Origin of the sequence: Micromonospora echinofusca (assembly GCF_900091445.1) — a bacterium.
Taxonomy (GTDB): Bacteria; Actinomycetota; Actinomycetes; order Mycobacteriales; family Micromonosporaceae; genus Micromonospora; species Micromonospora echinofusca.
In genome coordinates this window covers 4288883-4304684 of record NZ_LT607733.1, presented here as the reverse complement: position 1 = coordinate 4304684, position 15802 = coordinate 4288883, and the positions used below count along the sequence as shown (strand labels likewise).

The 15802-nt window shown below is 73.5% G+C and carries 12 protein-coding genes; 4 read left to right on the top strand and 8 right to left on the bottom strand.

The features are described from left to right. Positions 1-33 precede the first annotated feature (33 nt). The 4 genes from GA0070610_RS18185 to GA0070610_RS18170 all read left to right on the top strand — a co-directional run bounded on the left by GA0070610_RS18185 (position 34) and on the right by GA0070610_RS18170 (position 5201). The gene (locus GA0070610_RS18185) at positions 34-1041 is read left to right on the top strand and encodes an SDR family NAD(P)-dependent oxidoreductase (protein WP_089001151.1); all 1008 of its coding nucleotides are present in this window, start codon (positions 34-36) and stop codon (positions 1039-1041) included. Continuing rightward, positions 1038-2315 (top strand): O-antigen ligase family protein, encoded by a 1278-nt coding sequence (locus GA0070610_RS18180; RefSeq protein WP_089001150.1) that lies wholly within the window; start codon positions 1038-1040, stop codon positions 2313-2315. The genes GA0070610_RS18185 and GA0070610_RS18180 overlap by 4 nt, the downstream gene beginning before the upstream one ends. 20 nt (positions 2316-2335) lie before the next feature. After that, positions 2336-3628: an oligosaccharide flippase family protein gene (locus tag GA0070610_RS18175; RefSeq protein WP_089001149.1), complete on the top strand. Its 1293-nt coding sequence runs from the start codon at positions 2336-2338 to the stop codon at positions 3626-3628. 148 nt (positions 3629-3776) lie between these two features. Next, complete coding sequence (locus tag GA0070610_RS18170) at positions 3777-5201, top strand: glycosyltransferase (RefSeq protein WP_089001148.1); 1425 nt, start codon at positions 3777-3779, stop codon at positions 5199-5201. Between the two features lie 72 nt (positions 5202-5273). Here GA0070610_RS18170 and GA0070610_RS18165 read toward each other — a convergent pair whose 3' ends face one another. The 8 genes from GA0070610_RS18165 to GA0070610_RS18130 form a co-directional block, all read right to left on the bottom strand. Continuing rightward, on the bottom strand, positions 5274-6515 hold the full coding sequence (locus tag GA0070610_RS18165; protein WP_231925707.1) for a glycosyltransferase family 4 protein: 1242 nt from the start codon (positions 6513-6515) through the stop codon (positions 5274-5276). After that, positions 6512-7738 carry a glycosyltransferase family 4 protein gene (locus GA0070610_RS18160; RefSeq protein WP_231925705.1) on the bottom strand — a complete coding sequence of 409 codons (1227 nt, stop codon included), beginning with the start codon at positions 7736-7738 and terminating at the stop codon, positions 6512-6514. The genes GA0070610_RS18165 and GA0070610_RS18160 overlap by 4 nt, the downstream gene beginning before the upstream one ends. Positions 7739-7840: 102 nt before the next feature. Beyond that, a complete protein-coding gene (locus tag GA0070610_RS18155; protein ID WP_089001147.1) occupies positions 7841-9712 on the bottom strand; it encodes a nucleoside-diphosphate sugar epimerase/dehydratase in 1872 nt (623 codons plus the stop codon). Positions 9713-9850: 138 nt separating this feature from the next. Further along, the gene (locus GA0070610_RS18150) at positions 9851-10495 is read right to left on the bottom strand and encodes an acetyltransferase (protein WP_089001146.1); all 645 of its coding nucleotides are present in this window, start codon (positions 10493-10495) and stop codon (positions 9851-9853) included. Beyond that, positions 10492-11640 carry an aminotransferase class I/II-fold pyridoxal phosphate-dependent enzyme gene (locus GA0070610_RS18145; protein WP_231925704.1) on the bottom strand — a complete coding sequence of 383 codons (1149 nt, stop codon included), beginning with the start codon at positions 11638-11640 and terminating at the stop codon, positions 10492-10494. Before GA0070610_RS18145 ends, GA0070610_RS18150 begins: the two co-directional genes overlap by 4 nt. After that, on the bottom strand, positions 11637-12275 hold the full coding sequence (locus tag GA0070610_RS18140) for a sugar transferase (RefSeq protein WP_089001145.1): 639 nt from the start codon (positions 12273-12275) through the stop codon (positions 11637-11639). Before GA0070610_RS18140 ends, GA0070610_RS18145 begins: the two co-directional genes overlap by 4 nt. A gap of 347 nt (positions 12276-12622) precedes the next feature. Beyond that, positions 12623-13054 carry a hypothetical protein gene (locus GA0070610_RS18135; RefSeq protein ID WP_089001144.1) on the bottom strand — a complete coding sequence of 144 codons (432 nt, stop codon included), beginning with the start codon at positions 13052-13054 and terminating at the stop codon, positions 12623-12625. Between the two features lie 206 nt (positions 13055-13260). Then, complete coding sequence (locus GA0070610_RS18130) at positions 13261-15705, bottom strand: Tex family protein (protein WP_231925691.1); 2445 nt, start codon at positions 15703-15705, stop codon at positions 13261-13263. Positions 15706-15802 lie beyond the last annotated feature (97 nt).

Genomic DNA, 15802 nt, shown 5'->3' with positions numbered 1-15802 from the left:
TGCGGGCCGCCAGCAGAAGAAGGAGCAGAGGACATGACGGCACACCCCGTCGCGGATCCGGTGGTGGTCACCGGTGCGGGCGGCTTCATCGGCTCGCACCTGGTCGAGGCCCTCGCCGCCGCCGGTCACCGGGTGCGCGCCTTCGTGCACTACAACGGTGCCGGCACGCACGGCTGGCTGGACACGTTCAGCCCCGAGCAGCTCGCCGACGTCGAGGTGGTCGCCGGGGACATCCGGGACCGCGGCATGGTCCAACGCCTGGTCGACGGCGCCTCCGTCGTCTACCACCTGGCCGCGTTGGGCGGCATCCCGTACTCCTACCTCGCGCCGCAGTCCTACGTCGACACCAACATCACCGGCACCCTGAACGTGCTGGAGAGCGCCCGGTCCGCCGGCACCGGACGGGTCGTGGTCACCTCCACCAGCGAGGTGTACGGCACCGCGACGACGGTACCGATGACCGAGGAACACCGGCTGCGTGGGCAGTCCCCGTACGCCGCCACGAAGATCGGCGCCGACAAGCTGGCCGAGAGCTACCACCTCAGCTTCGGGCTGCCGGTGGTCACCCTGCGGCCCTTCAACACGTACGGTCCCCGGCAGTCCACCCGGGCGGTCATCCCGACCATCGTCAGCCAGTTGGCGCGGGGGACCGGTGCGGTGGAGCTGGGCGCGCTGCGTACCACCCGGGACCTGCTCTACGTCACCGACACCGTGGCCGCGTTCCGCGCCGTCGGCATGGCGCCGGAGTCGGCCGTGGTGGGTCGGGTCTTCCAGGCGGCCACCGGTCAGGAGACGGCCATCGGGGAACTCGTGCGCCGGATCGCGGCGATGTTCGGCAGCGAACCGCAGATCCGGGTCTCCGAGGCGCGGCTGCGCCCGGCCGACTCCGAGGTGGAGCGGCTGGTGGGCGACAACCGTCTGCTGCGTACGGCCACCGGGTGGCAGCCCGTCGCCACGCTCGACGATGGTCTGAAGGCGACCGTGGAGTGGTTCCTCGACCCGGCCAACCTGGCCCGGTACCGGGCGGAGCGCGCGGTGTGAGCCGGCTCGTCATGCCGGTGGCGGCCGGCCCGCTCCCGACGACGCGACCCGGACGCCGCACGGGCACCTGGTCCACGCTGCTGCGTGCGGTCACCGTGATGCTCCTGCTTAACTTCGACCAGTTTCCACGCCAGATCGGTCGGGCCTTCCTGCTCACCGCCGCGGCCCTCGCCGTGCTGATCATCTTCAACGAGATCCTGCGGCCGGAGTCGCGGGCCCGGGTCGTCGTCCTCTGGGCCGTGGTGGTGTTCGGTGTCCTCGCCCTGCCCGGCGTCCTGCACCGGCCGGAGACGGAGTACGGCCAGCTCAAGTTCTTCCTGCTCGTCACCGTGACCCTGCTCGCCACCGCGGCCGTCGCGGTCATCCGGAGCCAGCGGGACATCGAGGCGTTCGCCCTGGCCCTGGTCGGCTGCGGCGGCGTACTGGCCGTCGCCGCGCTGGCCAGCGGTTCGGGTGAAGATCGGGCGGCGGGATTCGGCTCCAATCCCATCTGGTTGGCCCGGGCCATCGGCATCGCGGTCGTCGCCTGCATCTGGCTCTACTTCTGTCGGCGACTGTCCATGGCGGTCGCCTCCGGCCTCGTCGTGCTGCTCGCGCTGGGGCTGTTCGCCACCGGATCCCGTGGGCCGCTGGTGGCGACGGTCGTCGCGTTGTTCGTCCTCGTCCTGTCCGGCCTGCGGCGGAAGATCCGCCACGGGCGCCGCGAGTGGGTCGGCGTCGGCCTGTTGGGCGCGTTGGTCGTCGTGGTGCTGGCGCTGCCGTCGCTGCTTCCGCCGCGGATGTACGCCTTCGTCGTGGATCCGTCGAACGAACTGGCCGGGACCGCGCGGACGGAGATGCGCGACCGCACGATGTCGATCATCGCCGAGCACCCGGGAGGCGTCGGCTACGGCAACTGGACCAGCCACTCCTGGATGCTCGAGCACAACTACCCGCACAACATCTGGCTGGAACTGCTCGCCGAGGCGGGCTGGCTGGTGGGCGGCGCCTTCATCCTGCTCTGTCTGGTGATGGCGGTGCGGCTGTGGGGCGCGGCGCGGTCGGACGCCCTCGCCGGGTTCGTCCTCGCGATGCTGGCGTTCAACGCGGTCGCCGTGTCGACGTCGGGGGACGTCAACGCCAGCCGTGGGCTCTTCGTGTCGCTGGCCCTCGGTCTGCTGGTGCTGCTGCGGGTGCGGAGGGCGGCGGACACCGCCCCGATCGGGGCGGGTCTGCCGTGGCGCTCCCGGCCCGCGGCGCACCGGCGCGAGGACCGGGAGCCCGTCCGCTGGTGAGGGGCCTGCCATCGGCGCGGATGTCGGCGAGCCGGCGAGGTGTCCTCGCGATCGCCGCCGGCTCGGCCGGGGGGCAACTGCTCGCGCTGGCGGCCGTGCCTCTGCTGGCCCGGCTCTACCGCCCGACCGACTTCGGAACGTTCGCCGTCGTCGCGGCCCTGGTGGCGATCATCGGCACGGTCGCGGCCCTCCGCTTCGAGATGGCCGTCCCGCTTCCCGAGCGGGAGCGTGACGCGTACGCCCTGGTCACGCTGGGCTGCGTCGCCGCCTGCACCACGGCCGTGGTGGGTGCGGTGGTCGTCGGGGTCTGGGGCGACCGGCTCGCGGTCCTGTTCGGCCAGCCCACGCTGGAGCACTGGTTGTGGGTGGTGCCGCCCACGGCGGCGGCGATGGGTGTGGTCCTGGTGCTGAACCAGCTCGCGGTGCGTCGCCGGCGCTACGGCGCGATCGGCCGACGGAACCTGGCGCAGTCCACCGCCATCGTGGCCACCCAGCTCGCGGCGGGCCTGGCCGGGCTGCGCCCCGGTGGGCTGGCGCTCGGCCTCGGGGTCGGGCAGATCGCCTCGGCGCTGGTGCTGCTGCGCGGCGCGGGCCTGCGTGCCGGCCAGGCCCGCGCCGGGCGGCGTGATCTGCTGCGGGTCGCGCGCCGCTACCGGCGTTTCCCGCTCCTGCTCGCGCCTTCGGGGCTGCTGAACGTCCTCGGGACACAGCTTCCCGTCCTCCTCGTCGCCGCCTGGTACGGCGGTGCCGTCGCCGGGTGGCTGGGCATGACCCAGCGCATCATCGCCGTACCCGCCGCTCTGATAGCGTCCGCCGTCGCGCAGGTCTACCTCGCGGAGATGTCCCGGGCGGTCCGGGAGGACCCCGGCGCGGCCCGGCTGATCTTCGTTCGGGCGACCAGGAAGCTCGTGCTGATCGGCGTGGCCAGCGCCACGGCCGTCGTCGTCGTGGCACCCACCGCGTTCGGGTTCCTCTTCGGCGCGCAGTGGCGGACCAGCGGCACGTACGCGCAGGCCCTGGCCCTCTTCATGGCCGCCCAGTTCGTCGCCGCACCGCTGTCCCAGACACTGGTCGTCTTCGAGCGCCACGGCCGGCAGCTCGGCTGGGACGTGGGCCGGACCCTGCTCGTCCCGGGCGCGGTGACCGTGGTCGCCGTGAGCGGTCTGCCGCCGCTGGCCGCGATCTGGTCCATGAGCGTCACAGGTGCCCTCGCGTACGTGGTGTCGTGGTGGATGGCGCTGCGCGCGGTCACGGCCGCCGGCCGCGTGGTGCCGGTCGTCCGGCCTGAGCGGGAACTCCTCCCGAGAGGGTGAGGATGCCGGCGACGGGGACGCCCGGCGGATTCCGGCGCGTCCTGGCCGCCGGGCGGCTCGTTGATCAGTTGTCGAAGTGGAGAGGAGCCCGAAGCTATGCGTACCGCCACGGCGAGACGCCAGTCACCACCGGTGCGGGGTGCCGTCGATGAGACGTGACCCCTCGGACGGGGCCGGTACGGGCGACACCAAGCCCGCCGACCTGCCGACGCCCGTGCCGTCCGACAGCCGCGACGCGCCGCGGCTGCTCCTCGTGTCGTACCACTTCCCGCCGGCGGAGACGGTCGGCGCACGCCGGCCGGCAGCCCTCGCCCGGTTCGCCCGCGACCACGGCTGGGACGTCCGCGTCCTCACCGCCATCGCGCCGTCCCCCGAGGCGGGCGACGCCGGCCTGGCGGAGGCGTCGATCGTCCGGGCGGAACCGACGCCGCGGCTGCCCCGGCTGAACCGGTCGGCCGGTACGGGCACGTCGGCGACCAGCGGCGCGGCACCGGCGCCGACGACACTCGCGTCGGTCCGCGCCGTCGCGAAGGGCTGGGTCTGGAAGGCCGGCATGGAACTGCTCGTTCCCGACCCGCAGGTCAACTGGATCAGAGCGGCCGTCCGGGGATTCCTGCGCGGGCCGGACCGGTGGCGTCCGGACGTGATCGTCGCCTCCGGCCCACCGTTCTCCGGGTTCGTCGTGGCGTCGTCCCTGGCCCGGCGGTTCGGCGTTCCCTGGGTGGCCGACTACCGGGATCTCTGGTCGGTCGGCAACGAGTACTGGGTCCGGTCCGGGCCCCGCCGCGCCCTCGACCGGCGGTTGGAGCAGCGGGTGCTGCGGACGGTCACCACCTGCGTGACCGTCTCGGAGCCGCTGGCGGACGCGTTGCGGAGCACCTTCGGCGTCGACGCCCGCGTGGTGATGAACGGGATCGACCGACGTCCGGCCCCGTCGCCGGCCGGGGGCCCCACGATCCCGTCGGCGGCCACGCTGACCCTGGCCCACACCGGCTACGTCTATCCCGGCAAACGCGACCCCGGGCCGCTCCTGGACGCCATCGCGCTGCTCGGCCCGGACGCGGCCCGGGTGCACGTGGTCTTCGCCGGTGACGACCACGGCATCGTCCGGGCGGCTGCCGAGCGGGCCGGCGTCGTCGACTCCGTCACGCTCCTCGGCCACGTCTCCGCCGAGAAGTCCTGGCGTATCCAGGTCGAGGCGGACGTGCTCGTCCTGCTGATGTGGAACGACCCGCGCGACGCCGGCACGTACACCGGCAAGATCTTCGATTATCTCCTCGCCGGCCGCCCGATCCTGCTGCTCGGCTACGAGGGCGGCGTGGCCGCCGAGCTGCTGCGTACCCGCGGCGCCGGGGTGGTCGGCAACGACCGGGAGTCGATCGCGGCTCGGCTGCGCGAGTGGCTCGCCGTGAAGGACCGCACCGGGCGGGTTCCCGCCGTTGCGGCCTCCGCCCTCGACGGCCTCTACCGGGAGGACCAGCTCAGCGGGTTCCTGGAGATCCTCCGGGAGGCCGCGGAGCGGGGCGTGCCCGGCTCGCGGGCACGCGCCGCGACCACCAGCCGTCGCCACTAGGCACCGCACGGCAGCGTCCCGGCACACCACGAGCGGTGTGCCGGGACGTCGTCGTCGTGACGGGTGCGTCGCTCAGCGGGGGACCGGCACCGGGACACCCTGTCCCGCTCGGCGGCGCGTCGCCTCGGCGACCGCGCGGTAGTAGGCGGCGCGCCGTGCGTCCAGCTCCCCGGCCGCGTACCGGCGGGCCCGGGCCAGGTTGCGGGCGGACGCCGCGGCCAGCCGGTCCGGGTCGGCCAGGAAGGTGGCGATCCTGTCGGCCAGCGCCGCCGGGTCGTCCGGTCGGACCAGGTCGCCCCGGGCGAGCAGCTCCGGGATGCCGCCGACGGTGGATCCGACCGCCGGCAGGGCGCGGGCCATGGCCTCGATCAGGGCGCGCGGCAGGCCCTCGGTCCGCGACGGCAGCACGAACAGATCCGCCGCGTCCAGCTGCGCGCGGACCATCTCGACGGTGGGCAGCAGCCCGGTGAAGGTGACCCGGTCGGCGACACCGAGCCGTGCCGCGAGCTGTTCGAGCTGCGGACGGTACGCGCCGACCCCCACGTGCACCAGCCGGACGGCCGGACCGTCGCCGGTCAGCAGCGCGAGCGCCTCGATGAGGGTGTCGATGCCCTTGTAGAGCTGCTCCAGCGAGCCGATCGAGACGAGCGTCGCCGCCCGTAGGCGCGGGCGGACCGGCCGCGCCCGGGGGACGTACGCCGCCGGGGGGAGGTCCACGCTGGAGATGCCGGCCGTCGGGACCGTCGGCAGCGAGGGGTAGCGGCTCTGCAGGTGCCGCTCCGTCTCGTACGCCACCGCTGCGGCGCTGCGGCACTGCTGTCGCAACCGCCGCGTCGACGTGGCCCGCAGCACCGGCCGTAGCGGATGCCGGACCACGCCGGGGGCCAGCACGTCGTACGGGTCACCGATCACCTCGAGGGCGTACGGCAGGCGGGCGCGCTCCCGCGCCACGGCCAGCAGCGACCCGACCGGCGACGGCACCCGGAGGATGACCGCGTCACCGGGGCCGGCCGCCGACGCCGCCGCCCGGGCCAGCGCCCGGCGCTGCCGCACGTACTGGCCGAGACCGACGTAGTACGGCAGCGGCCAGACCTCGACACCGTCACCGTCCACCCGGGCGGCGCCGGCGGGGGCCTCGGGGACGTCACGCGTGCGGGCGGCTATCCGCACCCGGTCGAACGCGACCAGGTAGCGCCGCCAGACCGAGTGGTCCGGTCCGGCCTCGACCCAGACCCGCCCATCGGGCGTACGGCTGAACCGCGACTCGGTCGTCACCACGACCCGGGTCGGCAGGTCGCCGCCGGGGCCGCTCACCGGTGCCCCGCCCCGGTCGCGACCCGCTCGCAGACGTCGGTGACCGTGCGGGCGGTCCGCCGGTTGTCGAACAGCTCGACCATCCGGTCCCGGGCAGCCTTGCCTCGGCCCGCCAGCGTGCCGGCCTCGAACTCGCCGTAGGCGTGCTCCAGCGCGTCCAGCAGCGCCGCCGGATCGTCGCGCGGCACCACCCAGCCGGACCGCTCGTCGACCGTCTCCGGGAGACCGCCGGCGTCGCTGACGATGCTCGGCACGCCCATCGCCCCCGCCTCGACCGCCGCGCCGTGGCTCTCGCTCAACGACGGGCTCACGCTCACGTCGGCGGCGTGGTAGCAGGGACGGACGTCGGGCACGGTCTCCAACCAGGTGATGGTCGGATCCTCGGCGACCCGGAACCGTTCGATCAGCTCCCGGCGGTGCGCCACTCCCGCCGGCGTCCAACCGCCGCCGACCAGCAGCAGGTGTGCGTCCGGGTGCCGCCGTCGGAACTCCGGCCACGCTGCCAGCAGCACGTCGTGTCCCTTGATGCCGCGCCCGCCGTGGACGAGCCGCTTCGGCGGGTACACGTAGGCGACCATGACGGCGAGGAAGGCGTCGCGGGGGATGCCCAGTTCGGCGCGGGCGGTCAGCCGGGTCCCGGGGCCCGCGCTCGTGGGGTCGAAGGCGCTGGTGTCCACCCCGTACGTGGCGACGGCCCGGCGCGGCGCGGGACAGCCCAGGGCGCCGTACCGCTCGGAGGCGTTCGCGCAGCCGCAGATGATGGTGTCGTCCAACCGCCACAGCAGACGTTCGGCCGCTCTGATCACGGGGGAGTCGAGGTAGAGCGGCCCCGCCACGGTGTGCACCCGGCGCACCGGCAGGCCGACCGTCGCCATCCGGGCCACGTACGCGGACGCGATCAGGTGGTATTGCAGCACGTCGGGTCGCAGCTGGCGGATGAGGCGCCGGAGCCGCCACAGCCCCGCCAGCATCGACGGCCCCGGCCGGAAGGGGAACGGGCAGTCGACCACGTCGAAGTGGCGCCGGCGCAGCTCGTCGCTGAGCCGGCCGGCGCCGGGTGGGAGCACCACGACGACCTCGTGTCCCCGCTGACGCATGGCCTCCACCTGCGGCAGGATCCAGAGCCCACCGTCGTTCGTCTTGATCAGAACGGCGATCCGGAGTGGTCTGCTCGCCGGCTGCCGCTCCCGCCCCGGCGCCTGCTTCTCGTCGGTCGATGTCACCTGGAGGAACTCCCTTCGTCCTGCTCGCCGACACACCGGTGGGGGCGCCGGCAGCGGCCCGGCGGTCGCCTCCTGGGCGCGCCGGGCCGCTCGGTTCACACGTCAGCGGCGCAGCGGTGTCTCCTGCGCGAGGTCGAAAAGCGGGTCGAGCGGCGAGACGCAGAGCAGGGCGAGCTGCTCGATGACCTTCTCCGGGTCGTCGTACGGGTCCAGCCCGGTGATCTCGATCGGGTCCAGCGCCGGAACCGGGACATGGGAGACGAGCGGGTGGAACGGTCGCGTGTCGGTCTCCCCGCTGCCCAGCAGGTCCTCGTGCAGCTTCTCGCCCACGCGGAGCCCGGTGTAGACGATCGGCACCGAGCTGGCGGCCTGCTCGATCAGCTGCCGGGCCATGTCGAGGATCCGGACCGGTTCACCCATGTCCAGCACGAGCGCCTCGCCGTCGCGCCCGATCTCGGCGGCCTGGAGCACCAGGTGCACCGCCTCCTCGACGGTCATCAGGTAGCGGGTCACGTCAGGGTGGGTGACCGTGAGGGGATTGCCGGCCTCGATCTGCCGCTGGAACGCGGTGACCACCGAGCCGCGGCTGCTGAGCACGTTGCCGAACCGGACGCTGAGGAACGTGCCGGGGAACCGGGAGGCGGCGTGCGCGGTGAGTCGCTCGGTGATGCGCTTCGAGTAGCCGAGCACGCTGATCGGGTTGGCGGCCTTGTCGGTGGAGATGTTGACGAACCGTTCCACCTCACGGCAGGCGTCCAGCACCGACAGGGTGCCCCAGACGTTCGTCTTGACCGCTTCACCGGGGTGCCGCTGGAGCAGGGGGAGGTGCTTGAGCGCCGCCGCGTGGAAGATGACGTCCGGCCGGCGTTCCCGGATAATGCGCCGGATCCCCTCGTCGTCGCGTAGGTCGGCGAGGATGAGTTCGGGCCCGTCCAGCAGCGCCCGGCCGTCGAGGGACATCTGGAGTCCGTGCAGGGCGGACTCGTCGCGGTCCAGCATCATCAGCTCACCCGGATCGGCCTTCATCACCTGCCGGCAGAGCTCCGAGCCGATCGAGCCGCCGGCACCGGTGACGAGGACCCGTCGGCCGGTGAGGCTGCTGGTGCTCAGCGGCAGGTCACCGACGACCTGACGGCGGCCGAGCAGATCGCTGATGCGGACGTCCCGCACGTCCGTGACGGTGATCCGGTGGTCCACCAGGTCCCGCATGGGCGGCAGCACCTTGAACGCGGCCCCGGTCTCCAGCGTCGCCTCGCGGATCTCACGGATCAGGGCGGCGTCGGCGTTGGCCACCGCGAAGATGACCGTCGTCGCGCCGGTGCGGCGGACGGCGGCGGCGATGTGCTGCCGCCCACCGAGGACGCGTACGCCACCGATACGGAGGTTTCGCTTGTCCGGGTCGTCGTCGAGGGCGCCGACGGGGAGGTACCGGCTGCGCGGGTCACCGAGCATCGCCCGGAGCAGGCCCTGTCCCGCTTCCCCCATCCCGAACAGCAGCACCGGTGTCGCGGAGCGTACGTCCGGCCGCATGGCGAGGTCGCGACGGTGCCGGTACGCGAACCGTGTGGCGAGCATGAACAGCAGGGCCAACGCGCCGGCGACCAGCGGCGTGCTCGCCGGGACCGGCCGGTCCGCCGACGGGAGCAGCGCGAGCAGCATGATTCCCGAGGTCGTGATCGCCGTTCCGGCGACACCCTGCACCTCCTGGAGGCTGCCCAGCGGGTGTCGTCCGGAGTAGAGCCGGCGGACCGCCGCGACGGCGATGTGCACCAGCGCGGCGGCGACGCCGATGCCGACGGCCCTGGGCAACAGCCCCGGTGGCAGGTGGAACTCGTAGCGCGTCCACGCCGCCGCGAGGAAGCCACCGAGCCAGGCGGTGGTGTCCGTGGCCAGGAAGCCGGCGGTGCGGCGTCGGGCCCGGGCACGACGATCGGCGGCCGGTGTGCGTCGCGAGGTGTCCGTCTCCAGCGGCATGTGTGCTCCTTGTCGCGTATGTCGACCACTTCCCGCACACACGGGCGGGGCAAATTCGTTACATAAAGGTTTCTACTACCTTTTTATGGCGTTTTGGGCGGTTTGGTGAGACCGGCGGAACCGGGCCCGCCTTCCGGCTCAGCGGGCCGGGACGCCCTTGACCACCACGCCGTCGGGGACGTCCCGGACCACGCAGGCGCCCGCACCGACCGTGCTGTCCCGTCCGACCCGCAGGCCCTGCAACACGGCGGCGGTCGTACCGATCAGGACGCCCTCGGCCAGGTGGCAGTCACCGGAGACGGCGGCCAGCGGGTTGACGGACACGAAGTCGGCGAGCGTGCTGTCGTGCCCGACCGTGGCGTTCTGGTTGAGGTGCACGTGCCGACCGAGAGTGACGTTGGTGGTGACCCGGGCTCCCGGGAACGCGACGAAGCCCGGCCCGTGCACGATGTCCGGCCCGATCGTGGCCGCCGGGTGGACGACGCTGGCCGCCGCGGTGCCGTGGTCCTCGACGCGCCGAGCCACCGCACGCCGGATGCGGGGGTCGCCGATTCCGATCACGTGGTGCGTGTCCGGCGGCGCGTCCCGGAGCCAGGCGACTCCGCCGAGGAAGGGCACATCGAGCCGCTGCACCCGCTTGAGGTTCTCCTCCGAGGGGCGGTCGTCGACGAAGCCGAGCAGTCGCCAGCGCGGCCGGCGCGCGTCGACGTCCATCGCGCGGGCGATCGTGAGGACCTCCCGGCCGTGGCCGCCACAGCCGACGACCACCAGTGGGATCGTCACGCTGTCGTCGCGCCCACGCGGGCGGTCAGAAACTCGTCGATCGCCCCGAGGACCGACGTCACCTGCTGCTCGGTGAGCGCGCTGCCGCTCGGCAACGTGAGCCCGTCGGCGAAGAGCGCGTCGGCGGCACCGGTCAGCAGGCTCTCGGCACCCGCGAAGACCGGCTGGCGGTGCATCGGTTTCCACACCGGGCGCGTCTCGATGTCCCGGCCGGCCAGGTGCGCACCCAGTTCGGCGGCACGCCAACCGGACCGCTGCGGGTCGACGCGGATGCACGTGAGCCAGCAGTTGGCTTCGGCGTCCTCGGCACCGACCAGCTCGACGCCCGGCACCGACGCGAACAGTTTGGCGTAGTGCTCGCGGAGTTGCCGGCGGCGCCAGATCATCCCGTCCAGCCGTACCAGCTGGGCCCGACCCAGCGCGGCGAGCAGGTTGCTCAGGCGGTAGTTGAAGCCGGTCTCACGATGCTCGTAGTGCGGCGTGGGTTCCCGCGCCTGGGTCGCGAGGTGCCGGGCCCGGCTCAGCAGCGCCGGGTCGTCGGAGACCAGCATGCCGCCGCCCGACGTCGTGATGATCTTGTTGCCGTTGAACGACAGCGCGCCGATCCGACCGAACGAGCCGGCGGCCCGGCCGTGGTGGTGCGCGCCCAACGCCTCCGCGGCGTCCTCGACCACCGGCACGTCCGCCTCGGCGCACACCGGCAGCAGCGCCGTGTAGTCGACGCAGCTGCCGAACATGTCGACCGGAACCACGGCGGCGATCCGTTCACCCCGCTCGCGCAGTCGACCCAGCAGTTCGGCCAGCAGGGCGACGTCGATGTTGCCACTGTGCGGATCACAGTCGACGAAGACGGGCCGCGCGCCGATGTAGCGGACCGCGTTGGCCGTGGCGACGAAGGTCAACGTCGGCACGATGACGACATCTCCGGGGCCGACGCCGACACCGAGCAGGGCCAGGTGCAACGCGGCGGTTCCGGAGCTGACCGCCACCGCGCCCTGCGTGCCGACCCGCCGGGCCACCTCGCTCTCGAAGGCGTCGAGGTCCGGGCCGACCGGGGCCACCCAGCCCGACCGGAGGGCCGCGAGGACGTACGACTCCTCCAGCGGCCCGACGTCGGGCGGGGAGAGGTAGATGGTCCGGCTCACCGCGGGCTCCCGAGGAACTCGGGTGCGGTCGCCGATCCGTTCGCGGAGATGCCCTCGCGGCGCAGGACGGTCCGCACCGTCGCGCCGAGAATCGCCAGGTCGAGACGGAGGTTCCGGGTGTCCACGTAGGTCACGTCGAGCTCCAGCTTGTCCTCCCAGCTCAGGCTGTTGCGTCCGCGTACCTGGGCCAGGCCGGTGACACCGGGGCGGACCTCGTGCCGGCGGGCCTGGGTGGGCGAGTACCGGGTGAGGTACTCGGGCAGCAGCGGCCGGGGACCGACCAGGCTCATGTCGCCCCGCAGCACGTTCCACAGCGTGGGCAGCTCGTCCAGGCTGGTGGCCCGCAGCCAACGCCCCAGTGGCGTGAGCCGTTCGGCGTCGGTCACCAGCCCGCGGCGCGCGTCCATGGGACGCATGGTCCGGAACTTGACCAGCTCGAACGGGAGACCGTGCCGCCCCGCACGACATTGCCGGAAGAGCACCGGCCGGCCGAGTCCCACCGCGACGAGAGCGGCGACCACCGCGAGCACCGGCGCGGTCAGGACCAGCAGGGCGATCGCCACGGTCACGTCGAGGACCCGTTTGCCCCGCTCCGGCCGTGCCGGGGCGGGTGCGGAGCGCTCGGGTGCGTTCACGAGTCCAGACACCGACACCGATCCGACCTCCCGGCAAAACCGTCAAAGACTACGAAACAGTCCTATCAGTGAATTGCACTCGGAGAGCCGACAACCTCGACACTCCCCCCGCAATCCGTCGGATCAACCTCGAAAGTCCCGCCGAGGACACGGCTTCGACCCGGCCGACCTTCGTACCCGGCCCGGGCAGCTGAGGGCAGCGGGGTGCCCGGCGGATGATCGACGGGGAAGGGACAGTGGCGGTCGCGGAGCGACCGCTGACCGACGTGGTCCGGAGTCCGAGGGTCTGTTCCGGTGATCGGTCGCCGGCAGGGGAGCGCCAGGCAAGCGCTCCGCGCTGACCAGCGTCAGGGGCCGTCGTTCCCGTCGAGCCGCCGGGCCAGCAGGACCTCCAGCGGGATCGACTCGCCGTCGCGACCGCCCGCGCCGACGACCAGCGGCGGCGGGCTGGGCTCCGGATCGGCGCCGAACAGCCGCGCGCGCAGACCGCCCGGCACGGTCAGCAGATGGAACCGTCCGTCGGTGTCCACGGCGCGGCTCCGGGCCCGGTCGACGTACCAGCCGCGCAACCGCGTCCGGTACCGACCCCGCCCGTTGTAGGACCGCGCGGTCAGGGGCGTCGGCGGCAGCCCGCGCCGGACGGCCTCGGCGACGAACCGGGCCACCAGCTCAGCCGCCTCGGCCCGCTCCGCCGCACGGCGCTGCTCGTCGGCCGCCGCGTGCGCCCGCACCGCCTGTCGCTGCCGCTCCCGCCAGTCCGGGCCGTCGTCGGATGCCACGACCCCGAAGGTACGCGACGCCCCGCGCCGCCGGACGGGTGTGACGCCCTGTCCGCCGCCGGGCGGATGAGGCGCCCTGCCATCGGACGGGATGGTGGTGTCGGACGCTGTCGAGCTGAGCCGCACACGACACGGCGGGCTGGCCCACCGGCGGCGTCAGCCCGACAGCGTCCGTTCCTGCGGCGGGGCCGTGCCCCGGCCGGCGCTCAGGCGAGGCCGGCGCGGCGCAGTGCCTCCGCCATCGCGTCGTTGGCCGGCGCCGCCGCGCCACCGCCGCGGCCCTGCCGCTGCTGCGGCCCGCCGCCGCGGCCCTCCCGGCCACCGCCCTGCCCGCCGCGACTGCCGCCCTGTCCACCGCGGCCACCGGCGCCCGGGCCGCCACGGCCGCCGCCCTGCCCGCCGCCGCCCTGCCCGCCGCCGCGCTCCCGCCGGCCACCGCCCTGCGGTTCGCCGCGCCCCGCCTCCGCGTCGTCCTCCAACCGGAGGGTGAGCGAGATCCGCTTGCGGGGTACGTCGACGTCCAGCACCTTGACCCGGACCACGTCGCCGGACTTGACCACCTCACGCGGGTCCTTGACGAACGTGCGGGACATAGCCGAGACGTGCACGAGCCCGTCCTGGTGCACGCCGACGTCCACGAACGCGCCGAACGCGGCCACGTTGGTCACCACGCCCTCCAGCACCATGCCCGGCACCAGGTCGCTGATCTTCTCCACCCCCTCGACGAAGGTGGCGGTGCGGAACTCCGGCCGCGGGTCGCGGCCCGGCTTCTCCAACTCGGCGAGGATGTCGGTGACGGTGGGCAGACCGAAGGTGTCGTCGACGAAGTCGGTGGCCCGCAGCCCCCGCAGGATGTTGCTCCTGCCGATCAGCGACTGCAGGTCCTGCCCCGTCTTGGACAGGATCCGGCGCACCACCGGGTACGCCTCGGGGTGCACGCTGGAGGAGTCCAGCGGGTCGTCGCCGCCGGGGATGCGCAGGAAGCCGGCGCACTGCTCGAAGGCCTTCGGCCCGAGCCGGGCGACCTTCCTCAGCTCCGCGCGGGTGCGGAACGGCCCGTTCGCGTCGCGGTGCAGCACGATGTTCTCCGCCAGCCCGGCGCCGATGCCCGAAACCCGGGTCAGCAGCGGCGCGGAGGCGGTGTTGACGTCCACGCCCACCGCGTTGACGCAGTCCTCGACCACCGCGTCCAGCGACCGGGAGAGCTTCACCTCGGACAGGTCGTGCTGGTACTGGCCGACGCCGATCGAGCGCGGGTCGATCTTCACCAGCTCGGCGAGCGGGTCCTGCAGACGCCGGGCGATGGAGACCGCGCCGCGCAGCGAGACGTCCAGCCCGGGCAGCTCCTGCGAGGCGTACGCGGAGGCGGAGTAGACCGACGCGCCGGCCTCGGAGACCACCACCTTCGTCAGGTTGAGCTGCGGGTACCGCTTGATCAGCTCACCGGCGAGCTTGTCGGTCTCCCGGCTGGCGGTGCCGTTGCCGATGGCGACCAGCTCGACGCCGTGCGCCCCGGCCAGCCGGGCGAGGGTCTCGATCGAGGCGTCCCACTGCCGGCGCGGCTCGTGCGGGTAGATCGTGTCGGTGGCGACCACCTTGCCGGTGGCGTCCACGACGGCGACCTTCACCCCGGTACGCAGGCCCGGGTCCAGCCCCATGGTGGGCCGGGTGCCGGCCGGCGCGGCGAGCAGCAGGTCCCGCAGGTTGGTGGCGAAGACCCGTACCGCCTCCTCCTCGGCCGCCTGCCACAGGCGCATCCGCAGGTCGGCCCCGAGGTGGATGAGGATCCGGGTGCGCCAGGCCCAGCGCACCGTGTCGGCCAGCCACCGGTCCGCCGGCCGGCCCTTGTCGGTGACGCCGAACCGCCCCGCGATCACCGCCTCGTAGCGGCTCGGCCCGGTCGGCACCGCGTCGGCGTCGCCGGCCTCCTCGGGCTCCATCGTCAGGTCGAGCACACCCTCCTTCTCGCCCCGGAACATGGCGAGGATCCGGTGCGAGGGCAGCTTCGGGTACGGCTCGGCGAAGTCGAAGTAGTCGGCGAACTTGGCGCCGGCCGCCTCCTGCCCGTCGCGTACGCGGGAGACCAGCCGGCCCCGCGACCACATCTGCTCGCGCAGCGTGCCGATCAGGTCGGCGTCCTCGGCGAAACGCTCGATGAGGATGGCCCGGGCGCCCTCCAGTGCGGCGGCCGGGTCGGCCACGCCCTTCTCCGCGTCGACGTAGCCGGCGGCGGCCTCCCGGGGGTCCTGCGACGGGTCGGTCAGCAGCGACTCGGCCAGCGGCTCAAGCCCGGCCTCGCGGGCGATCTGCGCCCGCGTGCGGCGCTTGGGCTTGTAGGGCAGGTAGATGTCCTCCAGGCGGGACTTCGAGTCGGCCGCCATGATCTGCGCTTCCAGGGCCTCGTCGAGCTTGCCCTGCCCGCGGACCGACTCCAGCACCGCCGCGCGCCGCTCGTCCAGCTCGCGCAGGTAGCGCAGCCGCTCCTCCAGGGTGCGCAGCTGGGTGTCGTCGAGCAGGCCGGTGGCCTCCTTGCGGTAGCGGGCGATGAACGGCACGGTGGCGCCGCCGTCGAGCAGCTCCACGGCCGCCCGTACCTGACGCTCGGCGACGCCGAGCTCGTCGGCGATCCGCTGATGAACAGAGAGGGTCACGATCTCGATCCGCCTTCGGTGTGGGTTCCGCTGTGCATTCTGCCGGCCCGCACCGACGTCCGTCGCCGCCCCCGGCCCGGCGTGCCGGCGGTGACCG

Bases quoted from the DNA above. Each gene is read 5' to 3' on its own strand.
- GA0070610_RS18185 (WP_089001151.1), top strand. From the start codon at position 34: ATGACGGCACACCCCGTCGCGGATCCGGTGGTGGTCACCGGTGCGGGC.
- GA0070610_RS18175 (WP_089001149.1), top strand. From the start codon at position 2,336: ATGTCGGCGAGCCGGCGAGGTGTCCTCGCGATCGCCGCCGGCTCGGCC.
- GA0070610_RS18155 (WP_089001147.1), bottom strand. From the start codon at position 9,712: ATGCCGCTGGAGACGGACACCTCGCGACGCACACCGGCCGCCGATCGT.
- GA0070610_RS18170 (WP_089001148.1), top strand. From the start codon at position 3,777: ATGAGACGTGACCCCTCGGACGGGGCCGGTACGGGCGACACCAAGCCC.